We start from the raw sequence: 26,237 nt of genomic DNA, 5'->3' as shown, positions 1-26,237 counted from the left end.
GGGACTGTCCGCATGGGGCGATCCGGGCTAGAATTGACTGGCAAGCAGCTGCGGTAACCTGCGAGTGTCTAGCATGAGCGGGGGCGCGTCCATCGTCCGGCTGAAGCTGCGGCTCGCGGCCGCGTTGCTCTGTCTCGGCCTGCTCATGGCCGAGTGCCTGTCGTCCGGGCAAGCCGGTGCCCTCGAGCGGACCCGGCGAGGCGAGCTCAAGCGCGTGCTGTTGCTGCATTCCTTCGGCCGGGAGTTTCGGCCGTGGAGCGACTATGCGCGTGACATCAAGGCCGAGCTCGAGCGGCAATCGCCCTGGCCACTCGATATCCAGGAGCACGCGCTACTCACCGCGCGCTTCAACAATCCTGGTCCCGAGGCGCCCTTCGTCGAGTATCTGCACTCGCTGTACCACGGCGCGACGCCCGACATCGTCGTGAGCATCGGCGCGCCTGCAGCCCGGTTCGCGCAGAAATACCGCGCCAGGCTGTTCCCCGATGCGCCACTGATTCTATCTGCAGTCGAGGATCGGCTAATCGATCGCGCCGATCTCGGCGACAACGATGTCGTCGTGGCCGTCCGCAACGATTTCGTCGCGGCCTTCGATAACATTCTTCAGGTTCTGCCTGATACCAAATCGGTTGCGATCGTCATCGGTGCCTCGCCACTCGAGAGGTTTTGGACGGAGGAGCTGAAGCGGGAGCTGAAACCTCTCGCGGAGCGGATCGAACTCGTCTGGTACTCGGATTTGTCCTTCGAGGAGATCCTGAAGCGCTCGTCAAAGCTGCCGTCCCACACCGCGCTGTTTTGGGGGCTGATGTCCGTCGATTCGGCCGGGGTGGTCTATGAGAACGACTGGGCCCTGCGCAAACTGCATGCCGTCGCGAACGCCCCGATCTTTTCTTACCAGGAGCCGTTTTTCGGCGAGGGCGCAGTCGGGGGACCGATGCACTTGATTCGGGAAACGACGTCGCGGACCGTCAGCGCCGCGATCGGTATCCTCGGCGGCGCGAAACCTTCGAGCATCACATATGTGCCGACCGCCTTCGCTGCGCCGCGTTACGATTGGCGGGAGTTGCAGCGCTGGGGCATCAGCGAGAGTCGTCTGCCGCCGGGAAGCGCAATCCTGTTTCGCGAGCCGAGCATCTGGCAGCGCTATCACTGGCAGATGCTGATGATCGCGGCCGTGTTCCTGGTCCAGGCCGGGCTCATCAGCGGGCTCCTGCACGAGCGACGCCGCCGGCAGGTTGCCGAAGTTGAATCGCGCCAGCGGCTGACGGAACTCGCCCACGTCAACCGCTACTCGGCCGTTGGCGAGCTGACGACCTCGATCGCGCATGAATTGAACCAGCCACTCGGATCGATCCTGACCAATGCCGAAACGGCAGAGCTCATGCTCAAGGCTGCCCAGCCGGATCTGGTCGAGATCCAGCAGATCCTCGCCGACATCAGACGGGACGACCAACGGGCGAGCGAGGTGATCCGCAGGCTGCGCAGCATCCTGAAAAAGGTCCCGTTCGAGATCAAGACCATCGAGCTCAACGATACGGTGCGCGAAGCAATCGATCTCGTGAAGGCCCTCGCTCAGGGGCGCCGGATCACGTTGAGCTATGTGCCGGCCCTGGCCGGCCTTCACGTCAAGGGAGATTCGGTCCAGCTTCAGCAGGTCATTCTCAACCTGATCATCAACGCAATGGATGCGATTTCCGATGCGGACGCCGGAAAGCGGGAGGTCAGCGTGTCGACGCTCAGCACCGGCAATCAGGCCGAGATCAGGATCGCCGACACCGGGCCCGGAATACCCGCCTCCGATCTCGCAAGTCTGTTTGATCCGTTCTTCACGACCAAACCGCACGGCATGGGCATGGGCCTCGCGATCGCCAGAACCATCGTCGAGGCCCATCACGGCACAATCGCCGCGGCGAACCAGCCTGCGGGCGGCGCGCTGTTCACGATCAGGCTTCCGACCGCTCGCTGAGCGGGCGGTATCTTGATCTTGATCAAACATCACGACGCTGAAGCCGTTCTCTCTCAGTCGCATGACAAGTACGACGGGCGAGCGTGAGGCGTATGAGACGTCGTGACTTCATGAGGCTGGTTGGTGCTGCCGCTGCATTGCCGGTCCTGGCGAAAGCCCAGGACCGAATGCCCGCCGTCGGCGTGCTGACGGGCAATGTCGCTGGTGATCCCGGGGCGCAAATGCGCGTGGATGCCTTTCAGCAGGGTCTCACCGATCGAGGCTGGGTCGCCAACCAGAACTACCGCCTGGAGGTGCGCTGGCCGGGCCCCGATCCGGCGCGCCAGAAGTTGGAGGCGCTCGAGCTCGTCGCCGCGGCGCCGGACGTGCTGTTCTCGACCAGTACGGGATCAACACGGGCGCTGCGCGATGCAACGCAGCGCATTCCGATCGTCTTCGTGGGGCTTTCCGATCCGGTAGGGACGGGGCTTGTCGCCAATCTGGCCCGGCCGGCCGGAAATCTGACCGGCTTTTCGCTCTATGAGCATTCGATGAGCGGGAAGTGGCTCGGCCTCTTGAAGGACATGGTGCCGGGAATGAGCCATGCGGCCCTGCTGTTCAATCCGGAATCGGCACCCTACGGACCGTTCTATGTTCAAGCGGCGCACCAGATGGAAGGCCGTCTCGGCCTCAAGATTGCCGGTGCGAGCGTTCGCAGCGGTCCGGAGATCGCGGGAGTGATCGAGACGGCGGCGCGCACAGGCGGCGGCCTCGTCGTGCTGCCGGATGGCGGCTTCTTCGGAACCCACAGCACGATGGCCATTGCATTGCTGGCGCAGCGGCGCGTGCCTGCCATCTTCGCAGTTCGATTCTACGCGTCGAATGGCGGATTGATGTCGTATGGTGCAGATCTCACCCAGCAATTTCGTGATGGCGCCGGCTATGTCGACCGCCTCCTGCGCGGTGCCGATATCAGCACGCTCCCGGTGCAATTTGCCACCAGGTTTGAGCTCGTCATCAACATGAAGACCGCCACGGCCCTCGGCCTGACGGTGCCGAACCGGCTTCTGCTGGATGCCGAGCTGATCGAATGATAATTCGATCTTTGCGCTGCAGCAGCCGCGATGACCCGTTTCGTTGATCTCGATCAACAAATGCCTGCGCCCCGGCTTGATCCTCCCGCACTGAAGTCCGAGGGAGGATGTGATGTTTCGTTGCGGCAAGATCCTGATGGCGCTGGCGCTCTTGATGTCGACCTCGGTCGCTGCGACGGCGCAGATCACAACGACACCTGCAGCGCCGACGACGCAGGCGCAGCCTGCCAGTCCGCCTGCGCCGACGGCCGAGCTCTTGAAGCCCGAGCAGCTCGAGGCCCTCGTCGCGCCGATCGCGCTTTATCCCGACGAGTTGCTCGCCAATGTACTGGCCGCCTCCACCTATCCGCTGGAAGTGGTGCAGGCCGACCGCTGGCTGAAGGAGCGCAAGGGCCTGAAGGGCGATGCGCTGAAGACGGAAGTGGAGAAGCAGGGCTGGGATGACAGCGTCAAGGCACTGGCCAGCACCGCCGATGTCCTCGTGATGATGAGCGATCAGCTCGACTGGACCAAGAAGCTCGGCGATGCGTTCCTCGCGCAGCAGCCCGACGTGATGGACGCGATCCAGCGTCTGCGCAACAAGGCCTATGACAACAAGAAGCTCGTCACCACCAAGCAGCAGAAGGTCAGCGTCCAGTCTCAGGAAGGCAAGCAGGTCGTCGTCATCCAGCAGGCCGATCCCGCGGCGATGTACGTGCCGTATTACGACCCGGCGACCGTCTACGGCAGCTGGCCCTATGCGGAGTATCCGCCGTATTACTGGGGCTACCCGTCCTATATCGGCGCCGGCGTGGTTGCGGCCGGCATCGCCTTCGGCACGGCCTGGGCGATCGGACGCTGGGGCAATTACTGGGGCGGCGGCTGCAACTGGGGTAACCGCAACGTCTATGTCAACCATCGCACCACGAACATCGGCAATGGCTGGCAGCACAATCCGGCGCATCGCGGCGGTGTCCGCTACAACAACAGCAATGTTCAGCAGCGCTTCGGCAACAACAATCTGAAGTCCGGCGTGTCGGACCGGATGGATTTCCGCGGCCGCGACGGCAACCAGGTGCTGCGTCCCGACCAGGGTGCCGGGGACCGGGCGGGAGATCGTGCGGGTGATCGCGGCGGTCCAGGAGATCGCGCTGGGGATCGCGCAGGTGATCGCGCCGGCAATCGTGGCGACCGTCCGGGCGCGGGCGATCGCCCCAGCGCAGGGACGCGCGACCGGCCCGGCGGCGGCGATCGTGCCGGTGCCGGTGATCGTCCCAAGGGCGCGACCAAGGGTGGCGGCGATCGCGCCAAGGCTGCGAACCGCGCCGGCGGCGGTGCGGCCAATCGCGGCGGCGGCAATCGTGGCGGTGCCATGAACGTCTCCTCCGGCCGCTCGGCTGCCGCAGCATCCGCACGCGGCCGCGCCAGCATGGCGAGCATGCCGCGCGGTGGAGGCGGCGGACCAAGCTTTGCCGGGCGCGGCGGCGGTGGCGGAATGGCGATGCGTGGCGGCGGAGGCGGCTTCCGTGGCGGTGGCGGCGGCGGCCGGCGCTCGGATATCGCGCTCAAGCATGACATCGTCCTGCTCGGACACCTCTCGAACGGCCTTGGCTATTATCGCTTCAGCTATATCGGCACCGATAAGGCCTATGTCGGCGTGATGGCGCAGGAGGTCGAGCAGGCGATGCCCGCTGCCGTGACCCGCGGCAGCGACGGCTATCTGCGCGTCCACTACGAAAAACTCGGCCTGACGTTCCGCACCTATCGCGACTGGCTCGCCGGCGGCGCGAAGATTCCTGCGGAGGTGATGCCATGACCGGTCTGAGATCGTTTAGCCGTGCGCTGATGCCCGGCGTCCTCGTGCTCGCGCTGCTCGGATCGGCCTCTCTCGCGCAGGAATCCTACAAGACACCGGAAGAGGCCGCGTCTGCCCTTGCCGCCGCGGTCAAGAGCGGCCCGAAAGACATCTTGAAAGTGCTCGGCAGGAATGCGGAGGACATCGTGTCGTCCGGTGACGAGGTTGCCGACAACGACATTCGGGCGCGCTTCACTGCGATGTACGACGCCAAGCACGGCATCAAGGCGGAGGGTAACAAGACTGCTACCTTGATGCTCGGGCCGGACGACTTCCCGTTTCCAATTCCGCTGGTCAACACCAGGACGGGCTGGGCGTTTGACACCGACGAGGGACGCATCGAGGTGCTGCGCCGTCGCATCGGCCGCAACGAGCTCGACGCGATCCAGACCGCGCTCGCCTTCGTCGACGCGCAAAACGAATATGCGGAAAAGGACCGCGGCGAAGGCGTCGGCGTCTACGCGCAGCGCATCGTCTCCTCGCCCGGCAAGAAGGACGGCCTGTTCTGGCGCGACGACAGCGACCCGAGTCCGCTCGGCGCGCTCGCGGCCGAAGCCTCGAAGGAGGGCTATCGCGGCGGCGATGTAGGCCCTGCACCTTATCACGGCTATTACTTCCGAATCCTCAAAGGGCAGGGGCGGGACGCACCCGGTGGTGCGCTCAACTACGTCGTCAAGGGCAAGATGATCGGCGGCTTCGCCCTGATCGCCTGGCCCGCGGAATACGGCAATTCGGGCGTGATGACCTTCTTGGTCAATCATGACGGCGTCGTCTATCAGAAGGATCTCGGCAAGCGCACGGCGTTCATCGCCGAGCGCACAACATTGTTCGATCCCGACGAGACCTGGAAGAAGGTCGATGCCGCAAAACCCTGAGCCGCGCGTGCGCGCATTTCGCCTGAGCGCGCTGCTCCTGCTCGCGCTCGGGCTGACCCTGCCGGCGGCGCCGTCCTTCGCGCAGGCCACCGGTCAGGTCAGAGTGAAGATCGTCAAAGCGGGAGTCCTGGCCGGCGGTGGCGTGGGCAGCGGCGTGTTGACGTACCGGGGCAAGACCTATCCCTTCAAGGTCAGCGGCGTGAGCTTGGGCATCACGGTCGGTGCAACTGTCGGCCGCCTCGACGGCTGGGCATCCGGCATCCGGGAGGTCAGTGACTTCGCCGGCAACTACAGCTCCGTCGGCGGCGGCTTTGCGCTGGTCGGCGGCGCCAACGGTGTGCACCTCCGCAACGAAAAGGGCGTCACGATGGTGCTGCAAGGCCCGAAGGCGGGGCTCGAGTTGGCGGCCAATATCAGTCGGATCACGATCGCTTTGAGGTGAGGCTCAGGCCGCTCGCGCGATCAAAGCAAGAGCGACAGGCGCACGGTTCTCGGATCGTCACTCCGCGCAGGCTTGAAGCCCGCCTTCGCGAACACGGTTCGCATGGCTCCGTTGTCGGATAGAACCTCGGCCACGAGCTCTCGTAGACCTTGCGCGCGCGCAATCTCCGTCAGATGCTTCAACAACAGCGAGCCCACGCCGCGACCTTGCCAGGCATCCACCACGACGAAGGCCATCTCGGCCTGGCCGGGCTCGATGACGACATACCGGCCGCCGCCGACAATGGTGTATCGCCCCTGTTCTTCGGCGAGAGCGGCCAGCGCGACGTGATTGCTGAAATCCACGTCCATGAAGAAGGCGCGCTCCTTCTCGGAGAAATGCCGTTTCAAAACGAAGAACCGGTTCTGCAGCGACTGCGGTCCTGTACGCGCGACGGCGGCGAGCATGTCCGCCTCGTCGCTGGCGCGAAGCGCGCGGACCTGGATCGGGGTGCTGTCCTTCAGCACGGTTTGCACGCTGTAAGTTGCAGCTTGGGACATTGTCGATGTCGCTCTTTCAAAACCGCCCGGCCGGGTCTCTTGCCCTATAATGCAGGATAGACGCCTCCGAAGCGTGCAGATCATCTTGACCTAGATCAACGTTCGTCCTCGCTCAGCGCCGTCAATTGGCCAAGGCGACGGAGAGGTCGAGAACATGTCCATGCACAAGATGCAAATTCCGGGCGGTCCCATGTCGGGGCTGGTCGCCTCGGCAGTCGAATACCTCGTCGATGCGGGACAGCGCAGTATCCTGTTCCTGGATATCATGCGCCGGCGCGGGGACCAGTACAGGGAGCACCTCGCGCAAACCGCCCCGCATGTTCTGCAATATGCGGCGGAGTTGATCATCGACGGGCGCCAGCTCGCCGAACCCGTCAATTACGCGCTGGTGCGCATCGTTCCGCCCGCCAACGTCGAGATCGACATGAACCGGCGGCCGTTCGTCGTGGTCGATCCGCGTGCGGGCCACGGCCCCGGCATCGGCGGCTTCAAGGCCGACAGCGAGATCGGGGTGGCGATGAAGGCAGGCCATCCCTGCTATTTCATCGGCTTCCTGCCGGACCCGATGCCCGGTCAGACCATCGAGCGCATCGCGCGTGCCGAAGCCATCTTCATCGAAAAGGTCATGAGCCTTCACCCGGATGCCGACGGCAAGCCCTGCGTGATAGGCAATTGCCAGGCCGGATGGGCCGTCATGATCCTGGCCTCGCTACGTCCCGAGCTATTCGGCCCGCTGATCATCGCCGGCGCGCCGCTGGCCTATTGGGCCGGCGTGCATGGAAAATATCCGATGCGCTACTCGGGCGGGCTGTTGGGCGGAAGCTGGTTGACGGCCCTGACCTCCGATCTCGGCGCCGGCAAGTTCGATGGTGCTTGGCTGGTGCAGAACTTCGAGAACCAGAACCCGTCGAATACGCTCTGGACCAAGCAATACAACGTCTATTCCAAGGTCGACACCGAGGCGGATCGTTATCTCGAATTCGAGCGTTGGTGGGGCGGCCACGTCAACCTGAACGCCGAGGAGATCCAATTCATCGTCGATGAGCTGTTCGTCGGCAACAACCTCGCGGCCGGCAACATCGAAATGTCCGATGGCCGGAAGGTCGACCTTCGCAACATCAGATCCCCGATCGTGGTGTTCTGCTCGGAGGGCGACAACATCACGCCGCCGCAGCAGGCGCTGCATTGGATCCTCGATTGCTATGCCGATGTCGATGAGATCAGGGCCTATGGCCAGACCATCGTCTACACCGTGCACCAGAACATCGGCCATCTCGGCATCTTCGTCTCCGGCGGCGTTGCCAAGAAGGAGCACGCGGAATTTTCCAGCAACATCGACCTCATCGACGTTCTGCCGCCCGGACTCTATGAAGCGACGTTCGAGGCGAAGGATGAGGAAACCGCAAGTTCGGATCTGGTCGTCGGCCAGTGGGTGATGCGCTGCGAAGCGCGGACGCTCGACGACATCCGCGCCATGGGCGGCAATTCGCCTGAGGACGAGCGACGCTTTGCCACCGCCAAACGAATCTCGGAAATCAACCTGGCGGCCTATCGAAAAGTCGTCCAGCCATGGCTCAAGCGCCATGGTGACGCCACAGATGGCCGAATGGGCTCACAACATGCATCCGCTGCGGCTGCAATACGAGCTGTTCAGCAGCCAGAATCCTTTCATGGCGACGGTGAAATCATTGGCCGAGAAGGCCGCCGAGAAGCGCAAGCCGGTCGCTGCGGACAATCCGTTCCTGGCGTTCCAGGAGCAGATCTCGAAGCAGGTCGTTCACGCCCTCGACAGCTGGCGCGATTCACAGGAGGCGCTCAGCGAAGCGATGTTCCTCAGCGTCTACGGATCCCCGGCGCTCCAGGCGGCGGTCGGGATCGATCCGACGTCCACGCCGTCGCGTCGGCGTGAGATGTCCGCCGAGCATCGCACCATGCTCGAGAAGCGCATTGCCGAGCTGAAGTCGCGGATCGGTGAGGGCGGCCTCCGTGAAGCGGCGTTGCGCGCTTTGCTCTATGTCGGCTCGGCACGGGGGATGGTGGACGAACGCAGCATCGAGGCTCTGCGCCGGGTCCGCCGGGATCATGGCGGCGCACGCATGTCTCTTGCCGAGTTCAAGATGCTGGTACGCGAGCAGTTCTTCATGCTGCTGCTCGACCGGGAAGGGGCGCTCGCTGCAATCCCGAAATTGCTGCCTGACGACATGAACGTTCGCCGCGCAGCATTCGAGGCGATCGAGCAGGTGCTGTCGGCCAGTGCGGATGTCACCGGCGAGCGCGCAAACCGACTGCGGCAGATCGCTGGCCTGTTTGGCCTCGACACCGCGGAAGGTACCGAAAGGGCGTCGAACGTTGCCCCTTTCGATCCCAAGGCGAAGGCGTCGTAGCGCGAGTTGCAAGGATCGGGAGCGACATCATGTCAGCAGATGCGACGGCCACGCAGTCTCCCAGCAAGTATGATCGTCTGATCGCCGCTGCCAAGGCAATCCCGCCGACGCCGACCGTCGTGGTGCATCCCTGCGATGAGACATCCTTGCGCGGCGCTGTCGACAGCGCGTCTGCCGGCATCATCCGGCCGCTCCTGGTCGGACCGGAGCGGAAGATCCGGGATACGGCTGGCACGTTCGGCCTGGACATCTCGGGTTATGAGATCGTGGATGCCGCGCACAGCGACGAAGCCGCGGCGAAGGGTGTCGAATTGATCCATGCCGCGCAGGGCGAATTGCTCATGAAGGGCAGCCTGCACACCGACGAGCTGATGCGGGCCGTCACGGCCAAGGTCGGGGGGCTGCGCACCGATCGGCGCATCAGCCACGTTTTCGTCATGGATGTGCCGGCCTACGCCGAGACGATCTTCGTCACTGACGCCGCCATCAACATCTTCCCAGATCTGGACGCCAAGCGGGACATCATTCAGAACGCGATCGACCTCTACAATCAGGCGGGCTTCGGCAAGTTGCCGCGGGTGGCCATCCTCTCCGCAGTCGAAACGGTCACGTCGAAAATTCCGTCCACGATCGAGGCCGCGGCGCTCTGCAAAATGGCGGATCGCGGCCAGATCACGGGCGGCGTGCTCGACGGGCCGCTGGCCTTCGACAACGCGATTGACCTCGACTCCGCGCGGATCAAGGGCATCAAGTCCGAGGTGGCCGGCCGCGCTCAGATCCTGGTCGTGCCCGACCTCGAAGCGGGCAACATGTTGGCCAAGAACCTCGCCTATTTCGCCAAGGCCGACGGCGCCGGCATTGTGCTCGGCGCGCGCGTCCCCGTCGTCCTGACCTCGCGTGCGGACAGCCCAAGAGCACGGATGGCGTCCTGCGCAGTTGCTGCACTTTATGCTCACGCGCGGCGCCAGAAGGCGCCGACAGTCGCGGCGTGACCGCCATGGACAGCATCCTCGTCGTCAACGCCGGCTCCTCGAGCGTCAAGTTCCAGGTCTTTGCGGTCGAGGGTGAGGGCGTTCTGCGCCGCCTGATCAAGGGGCAGGTGGACGGCATCGGCAGCCGTCCGCGCTTGCGGGCGAGCAGGGCAGGCAATGATCCCATGGCCGACCGGGCCTATCCGATCGAGACCATTCCGGACGTGCCGGCGGCGATGCAAGTCGCGGGGGAATGGCTGCGGAACGAGACGCGCATCCATCCGTTGGCGGTCGGGCATCGCGTCGTCCATGGCGGGCCGGATTATGAGCGGCCAATCGTCGTCGATCATGGCGTGGTGGCACGGCTGGAACGCTTCGTCACGTTGGCGCCGCTACATCAGCCGCACAATCTGGCGCCGATCCGCTCGATCCTCGCCAATTTCCCGACGATACCCCAGGTCGCTTGCTTCGACACCGCGTTTCACCGCACGCACGGTCCGCTGGCCGATCATTACGCCATCCCTTACCAGCTTCACACCGAAGGTGTGCGACGCTACGGCTTTCACGGGCTCTCCTATGAATACATCTCCAGGGCCCTGCCGCAGATCGCGCCAGACATCGCAAAGCGCCGGGTGATTGTCGCGCATCTCGGCAGTGGTGCGTCGATGTGTGCGATGAAAAATGGGTTGAGCGTCGAGAGCACGATGGGATTTACCGCGCTCGATGGGCTGCCGATGGGCACGCGCCCGGGCCAGCTCGATCCCGGGGTCGTGCTGTATCTATTGTCCGAGAAGGGGATGACGCCATCGAAGGTGCAGGATTTCCTCTATCGCGATTGCGGATTGAAGGGGCTTTCCGGGCTCAGCAACGACATGCGCGAGCTGGAGGCGAGCCTTGATCCGCAAGCGAAACTGGCGGTGGACTATTTCGTCTATCGCATCGGCCTCAACGCCGGCATGCTGGCGGCGGCGCTGCAGGGTATCGATGCCTTCGTCTTCACCGCCGGCATCGGCGAGAACTCGAGCGGCATCCGCGCGCGTGTGGCGGAGCAGCTCGGCTGGCTTGGCGTGACACTCGACCCGGCCGAGAACACGCGCCATTCGCGGCTGATATCGGCAAAGGCGAGTCTCATTCCGGTCTACGTCGTCCCGACCGACGAGGAGCTCATGATTGCGCAGCACACGCTGACGCTGTTGATGAACGGTCAACCCCAGACATGAGAGGGTGTCATGATTCCAGTATTTCCGGACAGCAAGGTCGCACTAAAGGGGAAGAAGGGCCTCGTCGTCGGCATCGCCAACGACCAGTCGATCGCCTGGGGCTGCGCCAGGGCGTTTCGCGCGCTCGGCGCCGATCTCGCCGTCACCTATCTGAACGACCGCGCCAAGAAGCACGTCGAGCCGTTGGCGCAGGCCCTGGAAGCGCCGATCTTCCTGCCGCTCGACGTCATGGTCGAAGGCCAGACTGAAGCGGTGTTCGAGCGGATCAAGTCGGAGTGGGGGCAGCTCGATTTCCTGCTTCATTCCATCGCCTTTTCGCCGAAGGAAGCATTGCACGGCCGCGTCGTCGACGTCGGCCGCGACGGCTTTCTGAAGACCATGGACGTCTCCTGCTGGTCGTTCCTGCGGATGGCACATCTAGCCGAACCCCTGATGAAGAACGGCGGCACGATGTTCACCATGACTTATTACGGCAGCCAGATGGTGGTGGAGAACTACAACATCATGGGCGTCGCCAAGGCGGCGCTCGAAGCCGCGGTCCGCTATGCCGCTGCCGAGCTCGGTCCGAAGGGCATCCGCGTGCACGCGATCTCGCCAGGGCCGCTCGCGACCCGCGCGGCCTCGGGCATTCCGGAGTTCGACGAGCTGATGGACAAGGCACAATCCAAGGCGCCCTCGCGCAGCCTCGTCAGCATCGACGATGTCGGCAATGCCACCGCGTTCCTGGCGCTCGACGGCGCCAAGCTGATCACCGGTGGCGTGCTCTACATCGACGGCGGCTATCACATCATCGATTGACCGGCGCAAGCGCGCGTGGTCATGCCGGCGGTGCGCCGATGCCGATGCTCTCGAGTAATTCGCGCCAGAGCTTGCGGACTCCGGCGTGACGCTGCGCGAGCGCCGCACTGACCGCGTCGCGATGCGGCGCAACGTCTGTGCTCTTCAGAAACAGAATCTGCGCCTGCAACAGCCGGCCGCTCTCGAATTCGATCCGGTGCAGCGCCATAACAAAAGGATCCTGCGCATTGACCTCGAGCGGTAGGAGCGCAGCCGGTCGGATGCCGGCATGCACGGCGTGGGCAAGCGCTGCGAGATGAATCATTTGGGCAAGGCGAGGGTCTGCGATCCCTTCGACCGGTGCAGGCAGCCAGGCGGACTCCCAGGAGGCAAGCATGTAACCCAGGGAAGGATCCAACACCCAGGACGTGGCGCGCAGCAGCAGCGAGACGATCTCGGTCTCGCGATAAAATTGAGCATTCAATTCGGTCTGCCATGCCGCGTCGAGCCTCGCGGGCAGCATGAAAGCGAATTGCCGAGCCAGGGCGCCGTGCGCCGAAATCAGGAATGCTGCGACCTTCGTCTGCTGGTACGGTGGAATGCGACCGTCCGGCGCGACGGGACCGAGGAAGCCGCTCATGGCAGCGCTCGCTTGACCGGGATGGCACGCAGATGATCGTAGCCGGCAGGAAACGGCGTGAGCTCGCCGCCGGGCTGGTCCGGCGCCACCCAGACCGCTTGATTGCCCTGCCAGCGGCCGGCCAGCACGTCTTCGGCAAAGCGCGCCAGCAGATCGGCGGTCAGTGTCCCTTTCTCCAGCGTGAAGGCGTGATAGGCCCTGGGGATGATCACCAATGAGCTGTTCTGAATCTCAGCGCGCAATGTTTCGTGGAGACCCCGCGGCGTGAGAAAGTCGAACTCGCCGTTGAGAATCATGGTTGGAACGGCGATCTTGGACAGGTGCGGCGTGAGCGGCCGGAAGTCGAGAAAGGATTCCATCAGGTTCTGCAGCGCGTAGACGTCGTTGACCAGCCAACCTTGCCGCTTCACGCTATCGAGCTTGTCCAGCAGTGGCTTCAGCCATTGGTCGGAAAGGTTCATGGGTAACAGCAGGTCCTGGAGGTAACTTGTGCCACCGAGGATCAGCCCGGTCCGCAGCGCATTGCCAAGCAGCAAGAGTTGCGGCGACAGGTCCGCAAAGCAGCTCATCGGCACGAGCCCGGCCAATCGCTTGCCGTGCTCGATCGCATATCGCAGCGCGATCAGGCCGCCAAAGCTGATCCCGCTCAGAAAGACTGGACCGTCCCCGAGTTCGTCGATCAGGAGGCGCAAAGCAGCGACCTGGTCGTCCTGGCTGATGAAGAGTCTCGGCTTGTCGGAGGCGCCCTGGCCCAGCAGATCGAAGGTCGCAACGCGAAAGCCTCGCGCCGACAAGGCCTCGCGATAGGCGCCCCACAGCTCGGAATATTGCGTCAGCCCGTTCACGAGAACATAGGCCGGTGCGCCCGCCGGACCGTCGAGCTCATAGCGGATCCGATATGAGCCGTGGTTGAGGAAGGGCATCGCGAGGGTACTGCCGGTGTTTTGATGCCCGCGATCCTCGATTCCTCCGAGCGGATTCCATTGAGCTAGATCAAACCTTTCGCGGCCGCCCTGCCTAGCGTTTCAGGAAAATCTTCCAGGGAGGATCGCATCATGGCCGGACGAGATGCGTTGAAGCGTTGCCTGTTGAGCGTGATCGTGCTGCTGCTCGGAACGGCGATCGCAACCGCACAGCCGTTCACGCGCCGCTCGTCGCAAGTGCAGCATGATGGGCTGAAGAAGACCTACGAGATCGCCAACTTCCGCCTGGGCGGCAAGTACGACCTGTCCGATCCCTCCAAATGGGAGAACGGCGGCGAGGGCGGCGTCACGCTGGAATCGCTCGGGGCCGGCAAGCTGCGCACGGCATACATTGCTGTCGGCAACGCAAGGCGCAACGCGGCCGGCGAGATCACCAATGCCATCGTGATCAACTCCTATTATTCCGGCGATTCCACCGACATGTACGAACAGTGGGTCAAGGGTGCGGCGTTGTCAGGTGGCGTACCCATCATTGGTCCGGGCCGGCCGATCGACACGGATCGTTACTATGTCATCATGGTCGATCCGCTCGGCACTTGGGGCGCGAGCAAGCCGTCCGACGGCTTAGGCATCAAGTTTCCGCAATACAGCTACTACGACATGGTGCAGGCGAACTATCGCCTGCTGCGTGACGAGCTGAAGGTCGCGCGCGTCGCACTGGTGACCGGCGTCTCCATGGGTGGCACGCAGACCTACGTCTGGGGCGTGATGCATCCGGAATATGTCAGCGCCCTGATGCCGATCGGCGGCACCACGCAATCGGATGGCGACGACCCCGTCGGCAACTGGACCTTCCAGATGATGACGGCCGCGATCCAGGGCGATCCGGTCTGGCAGGCGACCGAGGGCGATTATTACAAGCTCCCGAAGGAAAAGCATCCGGTGCCGGGCGTGGCCTTCGGCTGGTCGATCCTCGGCATGACGGGTTATGACTTTTCCTTCCGCACGACCCAGAACTGGGCGGCGGTACAGCCCGAGATTTTCTATTGGGATCCGCCGAACGAGAAGGCCGGCCTCAACGTCACCAATCGCGCCAAGCTCTACGACGCCGTCGACCTCGTCTGGCGCAATCGGGTCGGCGAGACCCATAACGTCAATCCCTATCTCGGTCGCATTCAGGCTCGCACGCTGGTGATGCACATCACCAACGATCTCTGGCTCAACTTCAAGCTGGCGCAGAAGGCCGTTGATCGCGTGCCCGGCGCTGACCTGATCGCACAGGAGAGCCCGGTCGCGCATTACGGCGTGTTCCCGATCATCAATCAGCGCAAGAACGATCCGAAGTTCGTCACCTTCATGGATGATGTGGCGGCCCTCGATCGCGCCCAGAAGTTCGTCGACAAGAACTATCGCGTGCCCGACGTCGCCCAAACGATCGATCCCAAGAAGTCGTTCTGGAAGACCCACGTGACCTATCCCTATCCGGTCAAATTCGGCAGCGCCAAGGACAAGAGCGGCAACTCCTGGGAAATCGGCTACATGGACGAGTATGCCGGCACCGACAAGGATCCGAAGGTGCTCGTCATCATCCACGGCAAGGGCGCGTTCGGCGGCCATTACGGCAACATCATGCAGTATGCGCTGCGCAGCGGCCTGCGCGTGATCGTGCCGGACCTACCGCATTACGGCATGTCGGGACCCGGGAATCTCGACAAGAACCCCGCTCGCACCATGCAGGACATGCGCGAGGTGATCTACGACCTCGTGGTCAACCAGCTCGGAGTCAAGAAGGCGTATTATCTCGGCCACTCGCTCGGCGGCCAGTTCGTCGTGGGCTACGCCCTGACCTGGCCTGATGCGGTGCAGGGCCTCGCCTTGGAGGCGCCGTCCGGCCTTGAGGAATATCCGCGCGAGATCACTATTGCCAAGGACAAGAAGGCGCCTCTCTTCGCCGACGGCCTCGGCCGAGACTTCGACAAGTGGAAGCAGGTCTGGGACCAGACCGGTATTCTCGCTGCGGAAAAGGCGCGGAGCGAGCAGAACGTCCGCGACTTCTTCTACTTCAAGAAACGTGATCCGGACACCGGCGTGGTATCGGCTGCGAAGAGCGGATACTTCTTCAACGACAGCGAATATGCCCGTTTCCATACCGAGCAGCGCGCTGGGCTTACCAAGGGCAACCCGAAGGAGCTCGATCAGTGGTGCAACGTCTTCATCTTCGACATCTACACGATCGGTGCTGAGCTCCAGCAGGATGACCCGAAGAACCTCTATGAGCGGGTCACCCAGATCAAAGCGCCGATCTTCCTGGCGTTCGGCGACAAGGAGCCGTTCATTCCGACGCCTGCGTTCAACGGCCTGACGGACCTCGGCCGCGACGTCATCACGCCGTTCATGACGCGCATGACCAATGCCGGCAACCGGCCGATGCTCAAGATCTATCCGGAGACCGGACACTTCATCCACACCGACAATCCAGTGGAATACGCTGCCGATGTCGTGGATTTCGTGACCAAGGGGGAGGTGGACACATCATCGCCGCTCGGAACCGATCGCATGATCAAGGGCGCCGTCGTCTCTGCCTTGCCAGTGGCGCCGACACCGCCCGGAGCGGCGCCGACGGCTGGCCTCAACAAGTAGGGCCCGGCGATGCCAAGGGTGCAGGCGGGCGAACTCCGACTCGGCTGGCGGGAGTGGGGAGGAGGCGACGTCACCGTCGTCTTCATCCACGGAAACCTCGCCAGCAAGGACTGGATCGAGCTCGCCGCGCCATTGTTTCCGATCGGGCTCCGTGTGGTTGCAATCGATTGGCGCGGCTGCGGCGACAGCGACCGGCCGAAGCCGTCGGCCGACTATTCCAACTACTCCATGCGGCAGCACGCCGAGGACATGCTGGCGGCGCTCGATACGCTCGAGATCGGCTATTGCCATCTCGCGACACATTCCACCGGCGGCATCATCGCCGCCAGAATGCTGCTCGAGCAGCCGCAGCGCTTCGGCCGTGTGTTCGCGCTCGATCCGGTAACGCCGCTCGGCATGGCCTTCGATGCCGATCAGATCGGATTATTCAGGGCCATGATGTCGAGCAAGGAGCTGACGCGGTCCGTGATGGCTACGGCCGCTTCTTCGCTGTTCGTCCCGGAGAGCATGGGGCCGAACATGGTCCCGCGCTTTCGCGAGGGACTGGGAGAGATCCAGACGCTGTTCGACCGGATCGTCGAGCAGACCTTCGGCGTATCGGAGGGGATCTGGATCGGCACGCCGGTGAACCTGACGCGGGAGAGGGAGAGCCGTGAGCTGGAGCGCCGCATGTCCGGGATCTGGCATCCGCACCTCGTGTTGTGGGGCGAGCGGGACGGTTGGATCGCGCCGGCCGATCTCCGGGCCATGGTCGTAGCGATGCCGGATTGCCGGCTGGTCATCGTGCCAGGCGTAGGGCATTCGATGAACCTCGAATCGCCGGCACTTTATGCTGGCTATTTCGGCGCCTGGTTCGGAGGACGTGCCGCGTCACCATTCACGGCGCCAAGCTGATCCCCGGCGGGGCCTCGACGTCGACGGCGGCCACCGCATCGTCGATTGACGCGCCGAGCAGTCCGGCGACCCACGATCGATGGTAACATATTGCCAGTGTTTTGCCCGACGGAGCAACCGGTTCCGGGCGAACAGAAAACATCAATCAGATCAAAACCATGGCTACTGTGCATGGGGTTGTTTTTCGACTCTTTGATTCAGCGATAGTGAAGCGCGATCAATTCGGCCACGCAGGCCGGCTTGGTGCCGCCCTCGATCTCGATCACGAGGTGGTAGTTGACGCGCAGCCCGTCCGGCGGCACGTCCTCCGCTTCCGCGATCGTGACCCGGCCGCGCAGCTTCGAGCCCGCCGGCACCGGCGCAAGATATCGGATCCGGTCCGCACCGTAATTGAGCGTGTTGCGCAGCCCCTTCAGGCCGATGACCGAGCGGATGAACAGCGGGGCAAGGGCAAGCGAGAGCAGGCCATGGGCGATAGTCTTGCCGCCCGGCATCTCCTGCTTGGCACGCTCCTGGTCGACATGGATCCACTGCTCGTCGCAGGTCGCCTCGGCGAACTGGTTGATGCGGTCCTGCGTGATCTCGATCCAGTCGCTGGCGCCGATCTCGGTGCCGATTGCGGATTTGATCTCGTTGAAGTCGCTGAATATTCGCATGGGTTGACCTGTTCAGAGCTTCATTTCCGGAACATTGTCGGGAATGGCGAGCTCGGCCTCCGTCAGGGCCATGACCTCGCCGACGCTCATGCCGGGTGCTGTTTCCAGCAACGTCGCCTTGCCGTCGGGAAAACCGATCACGGCCATGTCGGTCACGACAAGGTTGACAGGGCGTGCCGAGGTCAGCGGCAGCGAGCATTTCACCACGATCTTCGACTTGCCCTTGGCCGCGTGCTGCATGGCGACGATCACACGCTTGGCGCCCGTGACGAGGTCCATTGCTCCGCCCATGCCCGGGACCATCTTGCCCGGGATCATCCAGTTCGCGAGATGGCCATGCGCATCGACCTGGAGGCCGCCGAGCACGGTGACATCGACATGGCCGCCGCGGATCAGGCCGAACGACATCGCGCTGTCGAAGGTGGAGGCGCCCGGCAGCGCGCTGATCGGGCGCCCGCCGGCATCGGTGAGCGTCGGATGCGCCATCCCCTGCTCGGGAATCGGCCCGGTGCCGATCAACCCGTTCTCGGACTGGAAGAACACCTTCAGGTCCGACGGCACATAATTGGCGACCAGGGTCGGAATGCCGATGCCGAGATTGACGAGATTGCCGTTCCTCAGCTCCTTGGCGACACGCCGGGCGATGATGATCTGGGGATCCATGATGTCACCCGTTGGTGATGAGATAGTCGACGAGCGGCGCGGGGGTGACGACGTGATCGGGCGCGATCACGCCGACCGGGACGATATGCTCCGCCGTCACGATGACGGTATCCGCCGCCATCGCCATGACCGGGTTGAAATTGCGCGAGGTGAGGGCGTAGGCGAGGTTGCCGAGGTAGTCGGCGAGGAAGGCGTGCACCAATGCGAATTGCGCCCGCAGCGCCGTCTCCAGCAGGAACGGCTTGCCATCGACTTCGATCTGGCGCTTGCCTTCGGCCACCAGCGTTCCGACTCCGGTCGGCGTCAGCACGCCGCCGAGACCGCATCCGCCGGCGCGGATGCGTTCGACGAAGGTGCCTTGCGGCACGAGATCGACCGCGATCTGGTTCGCCAGCATCTGCTGCTGCGCCTTCGGATTGAGGCCGATATGCGTCGCCGTCAGCTTCGACACCAGTGCCTGGTCGAACAGCTTGCCGACGCCCTTGCCGGGCGTGGCCGCGTCATTCGAGATCAAGGTCAGACCCGTCTTCCTCTGGCGCACGACTTCGTCGAGGAGCCGCTCTGGCGTTCCAACTCCCATGAATCCGCCAACCATGACGCTGGCGCCCGCCGGGATCATCGCAACGGCTTCTTCGACGGAAACAGCCTTCATGATCGAAACTCCCGGTCGGCCGACGATGGGCTGAAGGGCGGTAAGGTGCGGATGTTGGCGGGTGGGCGACGGGCTCCCTTGATATGGGTCAAGGGCCTCTGGATCATTGCGCGCCGTCAGCGAGAAACCGACGTTTCCGTAATGAAACGCGACCCAGCCCAGGGGGGGCAAAATCGTGCCAAAAACTCAATGGTTTGTGCTCGCATCCTCATGCGGCGCGCGATCCGCTTTCCCTGATTTTGAACATTGCATCGGTAGTCCGGCGCGGAATCGCTCACAGAGAGATGAGTGTGTCGGCGTCGTCCCGCCATTGGGACGGCGCCAAATCGACTCAATTCACGTCGAGCGTGCATCCGCCAGACATTTGCGGAGCTGATTCCCCATGCCAGACATCAAGGTCGACCGTTCGGATATGGCCCCCTCGATTCTGCCGGCCGGCATCCCCGAGCTCAGCGACGATGAATGCCTCGCTTGTCTCGCGCGCGCAGTCGAGGCGCCGGATTCGGCGCGGCTGGACGAGGTCGCAGGCCTCATTGGCCGCCTGGCAGTCGCCATCGAATAGGGCCGGCCGGGCCCTCCCTCAGGGGTCTTGCGGAGCGCGAAGCGCGCATCGCCAACCGCTATGTTGCGTTTTGACCGAGCATGCTCCAAAAGATGCCGCGATTTTTCTCCGCGGCATCGTCCGCATTGCAGGGTCCGCAAATGTCCGGTTTTTCGACCGCGCGCCAAAAAATGGTCGATGGCCAGGTGCGCACCAATGACGTCACCGACCGTCGTGTTCTCGATGCCATGCTCACGGTGCCGCGCGAGGCCTTCGTGCCGGCCGGCCGGCAGGCGCTGGCTTACCTCGATCTCGACCTCGACGTCAGCGAAGGCGCCGCCAAGCGGTTCCTGATCAAGCCGGCGCTGACCGGCAAGCTGCTCCAGGCCGCCGAAATCGGCGGGGATGACAACGTGCTGGTCGTCGGCTGCGCCACCGGCTATCTCGCCGCGCTGGCTGCCAAGCTCGCGCGGCAGGTCACGGCGACCGAGTGCGATACGGCTTTGGCCGCCAAGGCCAGCGAAGCCTTCACCGCCCAGGGGCTTGCCAATGTCGCCTGCAAGGCGGCGGCCTGCACCGAGGGGGATCCTGCTACCGCCCCCTATGATGTGATTGTCCTCAACGGCGCGGCCGAGGTGATGCCGGAAGCGCTGCTCGGGCAGCTGAAGGAGGGTGGGCGTCTGGTGGGAGTATCGGCCGAATCGAGGCCGCCGCGCGCGATGATCGTGACCCGTACCCACGGCGAATTCGGTCATCGGACCCTGTTCGACGCCGCCGCCCCGGTGCTTCCCGGGCTGGAACGGGCGGCTGCCTTTGTCTTCTGACGGCCCCAAAGCCGCCCCAAATCCCGTTCTGAATCAGAAGTGTGGCCGGGATGCTGCACGTGAAGAGTTTCCACTGAGAACCACCCTCGGGTAGTTCCGTCGCGCTTGACCGCGTCCTATGTTGCGGCGGGGCAACGACTCCATTGGTACGGTACCCCGGCTCGCGGGCACGAGCCGGGCGCTAGAACGAACGGAATTTCACGGATGCATGGGGTGAAGCTCTTCACCGGAGCTGCGGTTTCGGTCCTGCTGCTGGCGCTTGCCGGGACGACGCCTGCCTTGGCGGATACGATCGAGGGCGCGCTGGTGCGCGCCTATCAGAACAATCCGCAGCTCAACGCGCAGCGTGCCCAGGTGCGCTCGACCGACGAGAACGTGCCGCAGGCCTTGTCTGGCTATCGTCCGCGGGTCTCGCTGACCGCAAGCGGCGGTTATCAGTACTCGGACTTCAAGAGTGCCTCTACTAGCGAGCCCGTTAACGGCACGGGCATTCCTCGAAGCGTGGGATTGACTGCTTCCCAGACGCTGTACAACGGCAACCAGACCGCCAACCGGACTCGCGCCGCGGAGAGTCAGGTGTCCGGTGCTCGGGAAGCGCTGCGCAGCCTCGATCAAAGCGTGCTGCTTCAGGCGGCCACGACCTACATGGATTATCTCCGCGACGCGGCGACGCTTGAAGTCCAACGCAGCAACGTGCGCGTGCTCGAGCAGACGCTCAAGCAGACCCGTGACCGTTTCAATGTCGGCGAAGTGACCCGCACCGACGTCGCTCAATCGGAAGCGCAACTGGCGGCCGGAAGGACCCAGGCGCTCACCGCTGAAGCGAATCTGACGACGACCCGCGCAAACTTCCGTCGCATCATCGGCAACGAGCCGACGAATCTTGCGCCTGGCTCACCTGTCGATCGGTTCCTGCCTTCGACACTCGCTTCGGCCATCGAGCTAGGCCTGGTCCAGCACCCCAACGTGACGGCCGCGATGTTCGGCATCGACGTCAACTTTCTGCAAGTGAAGGTCGCCGAGGGCGCTCTGCTCCCGTCAGTCACGTTGCAGGCCACAGCCACGCAGGCATACGAGCAGTCGCTGATACAGTACAGGGCCTTCAACGCGTCCGCGATCGCACAGATCTCGGTGCCGATCTATCAGGGCGGTGGCGAATACGCGCTGATCCGCCAGTCCAAGGAGAACCTGGCGCAGCAGCGCCTCAACCTCGAAACGACTCGCGACCAGACCCGTGCGACCGTTGTGCAATGGTGGGGCTCGCTGCAGGCCACCAAGGCGCAGGTGCAGTCGGCTCAGGCGCAGGTGACGGCATCCGAGATCGCCCTCAACGGCGTACGCGAGGAGGCCAAGGCCGGCCAGCGCACCACGCTGGACGTGCTCAATGCGCAGCAGGCGCTGGTGAACGCGCGCGTCGCGCTGGTGACCGCGCAGCACGATCGTGTAGTTGCATCTTATAACGTCCTCGCGGCGGTCGGGCGTCTGTCGCCGCAAGTCCTCGGCCTTGCGACTACGACCTACGACCCCAGCGTTCACTATCATCAGGTGCGGGACAGCTGGGCGGGTGTGCGCACGCCTGACGGCCGCTGATTCCCGTAATCATCCGGTCGATCTCGCCAATAGCCGAGGTCGACCGGTGCTTTGCTTGCAATCGTCAAAATCCCTGACATAGCCTTGCCAAGATGATGCGGGTCGATTCGCCCCGCATTGATGTCACGTGCGTAACGCTTCGGCGCCGGGGCAGGGGCGCACCGCTGCGCGTCGAGCCGTGATCTGGGGACAAGTCGGGCTGCGGCGACGAAAATGGCGGACCCATCGTTGCGGAACCGGCCAATCCTGCCGTGCTTGGTGTAAAACAACGCATGCGAGGGCGTTGATGATGTGGAGTCGGAGATGACGCAGCCTGCAAAGGTCACAGAACCCTCGATGGAGGAGATTCTGGCCTCGATCCGGCGCATCATTGCCGACGACGAGGCAAAGCCCCCGCCGGTCGAGGCCGCCAAGCCCGAGAAGGCTGCTGCGCCCGCTGCGCCGCCGAAGCCGCAGGCGATGAACGACATTCCGCCATCCAAGGTCGCTCCGCCGAAACCCGCCGCCGAGAAGCCGGCACCGCCGCCGGCTGCAAAGCCGGCGCCGGCACCTGCGCCGGCGCCCGCGGCGGACGCATCCAACAGCCAGGACGACATCGACGCGTTGCTGGCGGGTCTCGATGCGGCCACACCTGCGCCTGAGGTCCGCGCGCCCGAGCCGGAGCCCGAGCCCGAACCGGACGTGCTCGAACTCACCGACGACATGGCGGTGGACCCGACGCCGCCTCCGCCGCCGCCGAGCTTCCGCAAGGTCGAACCCCGCGACGATCTCGAATTCGCTGAGCCGCCGCGGCCCGCCCCGCCGCCGTCCTACGCGCCGGTGGATTTCGACGCGCCGCCGCTGCCCCCGCAGCAGCCGATCCTCGCGCAATCGACGGTCTCCGCGGTCGAATCCGCCTTCAACTCCCTGGCCCATACTGTGCTCAGCAGCAACGCCCGGACGCTGGAGGACTTGGTCAAGGAGATGCTGCGGCCGATGCTGAAGTCCTGGCTCGACGACAATCTGCCCGGCCTCGTTGAACGCATCGTGAAGGCCGAAATCGAGCGGGTCTCGCGCGGCGGCCGCTGAGGACGGCCGAAAGGCCCTCATAAAGCCTGGCTTCGGGTGTCATATTCGAGCCCGGACCGGGTCGGAAAGCGCTGTCGCCGCCGCGCTTTCCCTGAGCTTTTCGTTGACTTTTCGTTGACTTGGCCCCCTCGCGCGGCTTTCTAGCAGCCCCATGATCGAGAAAAATTACCAACCCGCCGATATCGAAACCCGCATGTCCGTGGTGTGGGAGGACAGCCTTGCGTTCAAGGCTGGCCGGCCCGACCGCCGTGATGCCGTGCCCTTCACCATCGTGATCCCGCCGCCGAACGTGACGGGCTCGCTGCACATGGGCCACGCCCTCAACAACACGCTGCAGGACATCCTTTGCCGGTTCGAGCGCATGCGCGGCCGCGACGTGCTGTGGCAGCCCGGCACCGATCATGCCGGCATCGCCACCCAGATGGTGGTCGAGCGGCAGCTGATGGAGCGCCAGCAGCCCGGTCGCCGCGAGATGGGCCGCGAGAAGTTTCTGGAGCGGGTCTGGCAGTGGAAGGCCGAGAGCGGCGACACCATCATCAACCAGCTCAAGCGCCTCGGTGCGTCCTGCGACTGGTCGCGTGAGCGCTTCACCATGGACGAGGGCCTGTCGAAGGCCGTCGTCAAGGTGTTCGTCGAGCTGCACCGCGAGGGACTGATCTACAAGGACAAGCGGCTGGTGAACTGGGACACCAAGCTGCTGACCGCGATCTCCGATCTCGAAGTGCAGCAGACGGAAGTGAAGGGCCACCTCTGGTATCTGCGCTATCCGATCGAGGGCAAGACGTTCAGCCCCGAGGATCCCTCGAGCTTCATCGTGGTCGCCACCACGCGCCCCGAGACCATGCTCGGCGATACCGGCGTGGCCGTCCATCCGGAGGACGATCGCTACCAGAAGCTGATCGGCAAGAATGTCGTCCTGCCGCTGGTCGGCCGCAAGATCAAAATCGTCGCCGACGAGTATTCCGATCCCGAGAAGGGATCGGGCGCTGTGAAGGTGACGCCGGCGCACGACTTCAACGATTTCGAGGTCGGCAATCGCCACGGGCTGCGCCGGATCAGCGTGCTCGACAGGGAAGGCTGTCTCGATCTCCTCGACAACGAGGATTATCTGCGCGACCTGCCCGAAGGCGCTGCGCAATCCGCCGAGGAATTCCACAAGGTCGACCGCTTCGCTGCGCGCAAGCGCATCGTCGAGCGGCTGGAATCGTTCGGCTTCGTCGAGCGGATCGAGCCGCACACCCACATGGTGCCGCACGGCGATCGCTCTGGCAGCGTGATCGAGCCCTACCTGACCGATCAGTGGTACGTCGACGCCAAGACGCTGGCGAGACCTGCGATCGCGGCGGTGCGTTCGGGCGAAACGACGTTCGTTCCGAAGAACTGGGAAAAGACCTATTACGAGTGGATGGAGAACATCCAGCCCTGGTGCATCTCACGTCAGCTCTGGTGGGGCCATCAGATCCCGGCCTGGTACGGCCCTGACGGCAAGGTGTTCGTCGCCGAGACCGAGGAGGAGGCCATCAGCCACGCGCTCGGCTATTACGTCGAGCAGGAGGTCATCACGCCCGAGCAGGGCCGCGAGATGGCGCTCGACCGCAACAAGCGCGAAGGATTCATCACGCGCGACGAGGACGTGCTCGACACCTGGTTCTCCTCGGCGCTGTGGCCGTTCTCGACGCTCGGCTGGCCCGACGAGACGCCCGAGGTGCAGCGCTACTACCCGACCAATGCGCTGGTGACCGGCTTCGACATCATCTTCTTCTGGGTCGCCCGCATGATGATGATGGGCCTGCACTTCATGAAGGAGGTGCCGTTCTCGACCATCTACATCCACGCCCTCGTCCGCGACGAGAAGGGCGCCAAGATGTCGAAGTCGAAGGGCAACGTCATCGATCCCCTCCACCTGATCGACGAATACGGTGCGGACGCGCTGCGCTTCACCCTGGCGGCGATGGCAGCGCAGGGCCGCGACATCAAGCTCGCCACCAGCCGTGTCGAAGGCTACCGCAATTTCGCGACCAAGCTCTGGAACGCATGCCGGTTCGCGGAGATGAACCACTGCGCCGTGCCTGATGGTTTCGAGCCTGCGAAGGCAAAGGAGACGCTGAACCGCTGGATTGCGCATGAGACCGCGCACACCACGCGCGAGGTGACCGAGGCGATCGAGGCCTGTCGGTTCAACGATGCCGCCGGCAGCATCTATCGCTTCGTCTGGAACGTCTATTGCGACTGGTATGTCGAGCTCGCCAAGCCCGTGCTGCTCGGTCCGGACAGCCCTGCCAAGGACGAGACCCGTGCCATGGTCGCCTGGGCGCGCGACGAGATCCTGAAGCTGTTGCACCCCTTCATGCCCTTCATCACCGAAGAGCTGTGGGAGGTGACGGCAAAACGCGACGGCCTGCTCGCATTGGCGCCGTGGCCGCTGAAGCCGGTCGAGCCGACGCCGGAGCAGCTCGCGATGCTTGCGGCGACCACGGGACCGACCGATGCGCTGGTCTCGCCGGCCTGGGTGCTGCCGATCTTCGATCATGCCGACTTCACCGATCCGGCTGCCGAGGCCGAGATCGGCTGGGTCATCGACCTCGTCACGCAGATCCGCTCGGTGCGCGCCGAGATGAACATCGCGCCGGCAACGCTGACGGCGCTGGTGCTCGCAGGCGCTTCGGCCGAAACCAAGGAGCGCGCGCCGCGCTGGGCCGATGTCATCAAGCGTATGGCGCGGCTGTCGGACATCTCCTTCGCCGACCGAGCGCCTGACGGCGCTGTCCAGTTGCTTGTGCGCGGCGAGGTCGCCGCGCTGCCGCTCAAGGGCGTGATCGACGTCGCCGCCGAGCGCACGCGTCTCGACAAGGAGATCGGCAAGGCCGAGGCCGACATCAAGCGCGCCGAGTCGAAGCTGGCGAACGAGAAGTTCGTCGCCAACGCGGCCGAGGAAGTCGTCGAGGAGGAGCGCGAAAAGCGCGAGGCGGCGCTGGCCCGCAAGGCCAAGCTGCTCGAAGCGATGGAGCGGCTGAAGCAGGCGTCTTAGGGCATGATCCGGAAAAGTGTGCAGCAGTTTTCCGGAA

21 protein-coding genes and 1 pseudogene are annotated in these 26,237 nt (G+C 64.1%); 16 read left to right on the top strand and 6 right to left on the bottom strand.

Translation table 11 applies throughout. The features are described 5' to 3' along the window. The first annotated feature begins 73 nt into the window (after positions 1-73). From ABIA40_RS11900 to ABIA40_RS11880, 5 genes are all read left to right on the top strand, one after another. On the top strand, positions 74-1,966 hold the full coding sequence (locus ABIA40_RS11900; protein ID WP_404541166.1) for an ATP-binding protein: 1,893 nt from the start codon (positions 74-76) through the stop codon (positions 1,964-1,966). A gap of 110 nt (positions 1,967-2,076) precedes the next feature. Beyond that, a complete protein-coding gene (locus ABIA40_RS11895; RefSeq protein WP_404541164.1) occupies positions 2,077-3,039 on the top strand; it encodes an ABC transporter substrate-binding protein in 963 nt (320 codons plus the stop codon). A gap of 112 nt (positions 3,040-3,151) precedes the next feature. Continuing rightward, the gene (locus ABIA40_RS11890) at positions 3,152-4,834 is read left to right on the top strand and encodes a DUF3300 domain-containing protein (RefSeq protein WP_404541162.1); all 1,683 of its coding nucleotides are present in this window, start codon (positions 3,152-3,154) and stop codon (positions 4,832-4,834) included. Beyond that, positions 4,831-5,748: a DUF2950 domain-containing protein gene (locus ABIA40_RS11885; protein ID WP_271542175.1), complete on the top strand. Its 918-nt coding sequence runs from the start codon at positions 4,831-4,833 to the stop codon at positions 5,746-5,748. The genes ABIA40_RS11890 and ABIA40_RS11885 overlap by 4 nt, the downstream gene beginning before the upstream one ends. Beyond that, on the top strand, positions 5,732-6,190 hold the full coding sequence (locus ABIA40_RS11880; protein WP_404541160.1) for a hypothetical protein: 459 nt from the start codon (positions 5,732-5,734) through the stop codon (positions 6,188-6,190). Before ABIA40_RS11885 ends, ABIA40_RS11880 begins: the two co-directional genes overlap by 17 nt. Before the next feature lie 20 nt (positions 6,191-6,210). On the opposite strand, the gene ABIA40_RS11875 is transcribed toward ABIA40_RS11880, so the two are convergent. Further along, complete coding sequence (locus tag ABIA40_RS11875; protein ID WP_333919458.1) at positions 6,211-6,729, bottom strand: GNAT family N-acetyltransferase; 519 nt, start codon at positions 6,727-6,729, stop codon at positions 6,211-6,213. A gap of 154 nt (positions 6,730-6,883) precedes the next feature. Between ABIA40_RS11875 and ABIA40_RS11870 the strand changes: the two are divergent. From ABIA40_RS11870 to fabI, 4 genes and pseudogenes are all read left to right on the top strand, one after another. Beyond that, positions 6,884-9,113 (top strand): annotated as a pseudogene (locus tag ABIA40_RS11870) (DUF3141 domain-containing protein). A gap of 29 nt (positions 9,114-9,142) precedes the next feature. Next, positions 9,143-10,105: a phosphate acetyltransferase gene (locus tag ABIA40_RS11865; RefSeq protein ID WP_404541158.1), complete on the top strand. Its 963-nt coding sequence runs from the start codon at positions 9,143-9,145 to the stop codon at positions 10,103-10,105. 5 nt (positions 10,106-10,110) lie between these two features. Further along, entirely contained in the window at positions 10,111-11,304 is a 1,194-nt protein-coding gene (locus ABIA40_RS11860) for an acetate/propionate family kinase (protein ID WP_404541156.1), read from the top strand. A 9-nt stretch (positions 11,305-11,313) separates the two neighbouring features. Next, the gene (gene fabI / locus ABIA40_RS11855) at positions 11,314-12,102 is read left to right on the top strand and encodes an enoyl-ACP reductase FabI (protein WP_025035483.1); all 789 of its coding nucleotides are present in this window, start codon (positions 11,314-11,316) and stop codon (positions 12,100-12,102) included. Between the two features lie 19 nt (positions 12,103-12,121). Here fabI and ABIA40_RS11850 read toward each other — a convergent pair whose 3' ends face one another. Further along, positions 12,122-12,721 carry a hypothetical protein gene (locus tag ABIA40_RS11850; protein WP_404541154.1) on the bottom strand — a complete coding sequence of 200 codons (600 nt, stop codon included), beginning with the start codon at positions 12,719-12,721 and terminating at the stop codon, positions 12,122-12,124. Beyond that, entirely contained in the window at positions 12,718-13,644 is a 927-nt protein-coding gene (locus ABIA40_RS11845) for an alpha/beta fold hydrolase (protein WP_404541152.1), read from the bottom strand. Before ABIA40_RS11845 ends, ABIA40_RS11850 begins: the two co-directional genes overlap by 4 nt. A 132-nt stretch (positions 13,645-13,776) precedes the next feature. Here ABIA40_RS11845 and ABIA40_RS11840 point away from each other — a divergent pair, with 132 nt between their 5' ends. Beyond that, on the top strand, positions 13,777-16,284 hold the full coding sequence (locus tag ABIA40_RS11840) for an alpha/beta hydrolase (protein ID WP_404541150.1): 2,508 nt from the start codon (positions 13,777-13,779) through the stop codon (positions 16,282-16,284). Positions 16,285-16,293: 9 nt separating this feature from the next. Beyond that, positions 16,294-17,178 carry an alpha/beta fold hydrolase gene (locus tag ABIA40_RS11835; protein ID WP_404541148.1) on the top strand — a complete coding sequence of 295 codons (885 nt, stop codon included), beginning with the start codon at positions 16,294-16,296 and terminating at the stop codon, positions 17,176-17,178. 197 nt (positions 17,179-17,375) lie between these two features. Here ABIA40_RS11835 and ABIA40_RS11830 read toward each other — a convergent pair whose 3' ends face one another. The 3 genes from ABIA40_RS11830 to ABIA40_RS11820 are packed head-to-tail and all read right to left on the bottom strand — an operon-like array spanning position 17,376 to position 19,149. Then, entirely contained in the window at positions 17,376-17,834 is a 459-nt protein-coding gene (locus ABIA40_RS11830; protein ID WP_157284365.1) for a MaoC family dehydratase, read from the bottom strand. Positions 17,835-17,846: 12 nt separating this feature from the next. Continuing rightward, positions 17,847-18,497, bottom strand: coding sequence for a 3-oxoacid CoA-transferase subunit B (locus ABIA40_RS11825; protein WP_275509866.1), 651 nt, complete (start codon positions 18,495-18,497; stop codon positions 17,847-17,849). Positions 18,498-18,501: 4 nt separating this feature from the next. Continuing rightward, on the bottom strand, positions 18,502-19,149 hold the full coding sequence (locus ABIA40_RS11820) for a CoA transferase subunit A (RefSeq protein WP_035999395.1): 648 nt from the start codon (positions 19,147-19,149) through the stop codon (positions 18,502-18,504). A gap of 382 nt (positions 19,150-19,531) precedes the next feature. Here ABIA40_RS11820 and ABIA40_RS11815 point away from each other — a divergent pair, with 382 nt between their 5' ends. The 5 genes from ABIA40_RS11815 to ABIA40_RS11795 all read left to right on the top strand — a co-directional run bounded on the left by ABIA40_RS11815 (position 19,532) and on the right by ABIA40_RS11795 (position 26,200). Continuing rightward, a complete protein-coding gene (locus ABIA40_RS11815) occupies positions 19,532-19,711 on the top strand; it encodes a hypothetical protein (protein ID WP_128261698.1) in 180 nt (59 codons plus the stop codon). Positions 19,712-19,851: 140 nt separating this feature from the next. After that, a complete protein-coding gene (locus tag ABIA40_RS11810; RefSeq protein WP_404541145.1) occupies positions 19,852-20,514 on the top strand; it encodes a protein-L-isoaspartate O-methyltransferase in 663 nt (220 codons plus the stop codon). 204 nt (positions 20,515-20,718) lie between these two features. Beyond that, positions 20,719-22,104, top strand: coding sequence for a TolC family outer membrane protein (locus ABIA40_RS11805; RefSeq protein ID WP_157284370.1), 1,386 nt, complete (start codon positions 20,719-20,721; stop codon positions 22,102-22,104). Positions 22,105-22,407: 303 nt separating this feature from the next. Beyond that, entirely contained in the window at positions 22,408-23,172 is a 765-nt protein-coding gene (locus ABIA40_RS11800; protein ID WP_275509868.1) for a PopZ family protein, read from the top strand. 151 nt (positions 23,173-23,323) lie between these two features. After that, positions 23,324-26,200, top strand: coding sequence for a valine--tRNA ligase (locus ABIA40_RS11795; protein WP_404541142.1), 2,877 nt, complete (start codon positions 23,324-23,326; stop codon positions 26,198-26,200). The last annotated feature ends 37 nt before the right edge of the window (positions 26,201-26,237 follow it).

The organism is Bradyrhizobium sp. USDA 223 (genome assembly GCF_044909005.1).
GTDB lineage: Bacteria > Pseudomonadota > Alphaproteobacteria > Rhizobiales > Xanthobacteraceae > Bradyrhizobium > Bradyrhizobium yuanmingense.
The sequence above is the reverse complement of the archived record's forward strand: the minus strand, read 5'-3'. Positions and strand labels throughout refer to the sequence as shown.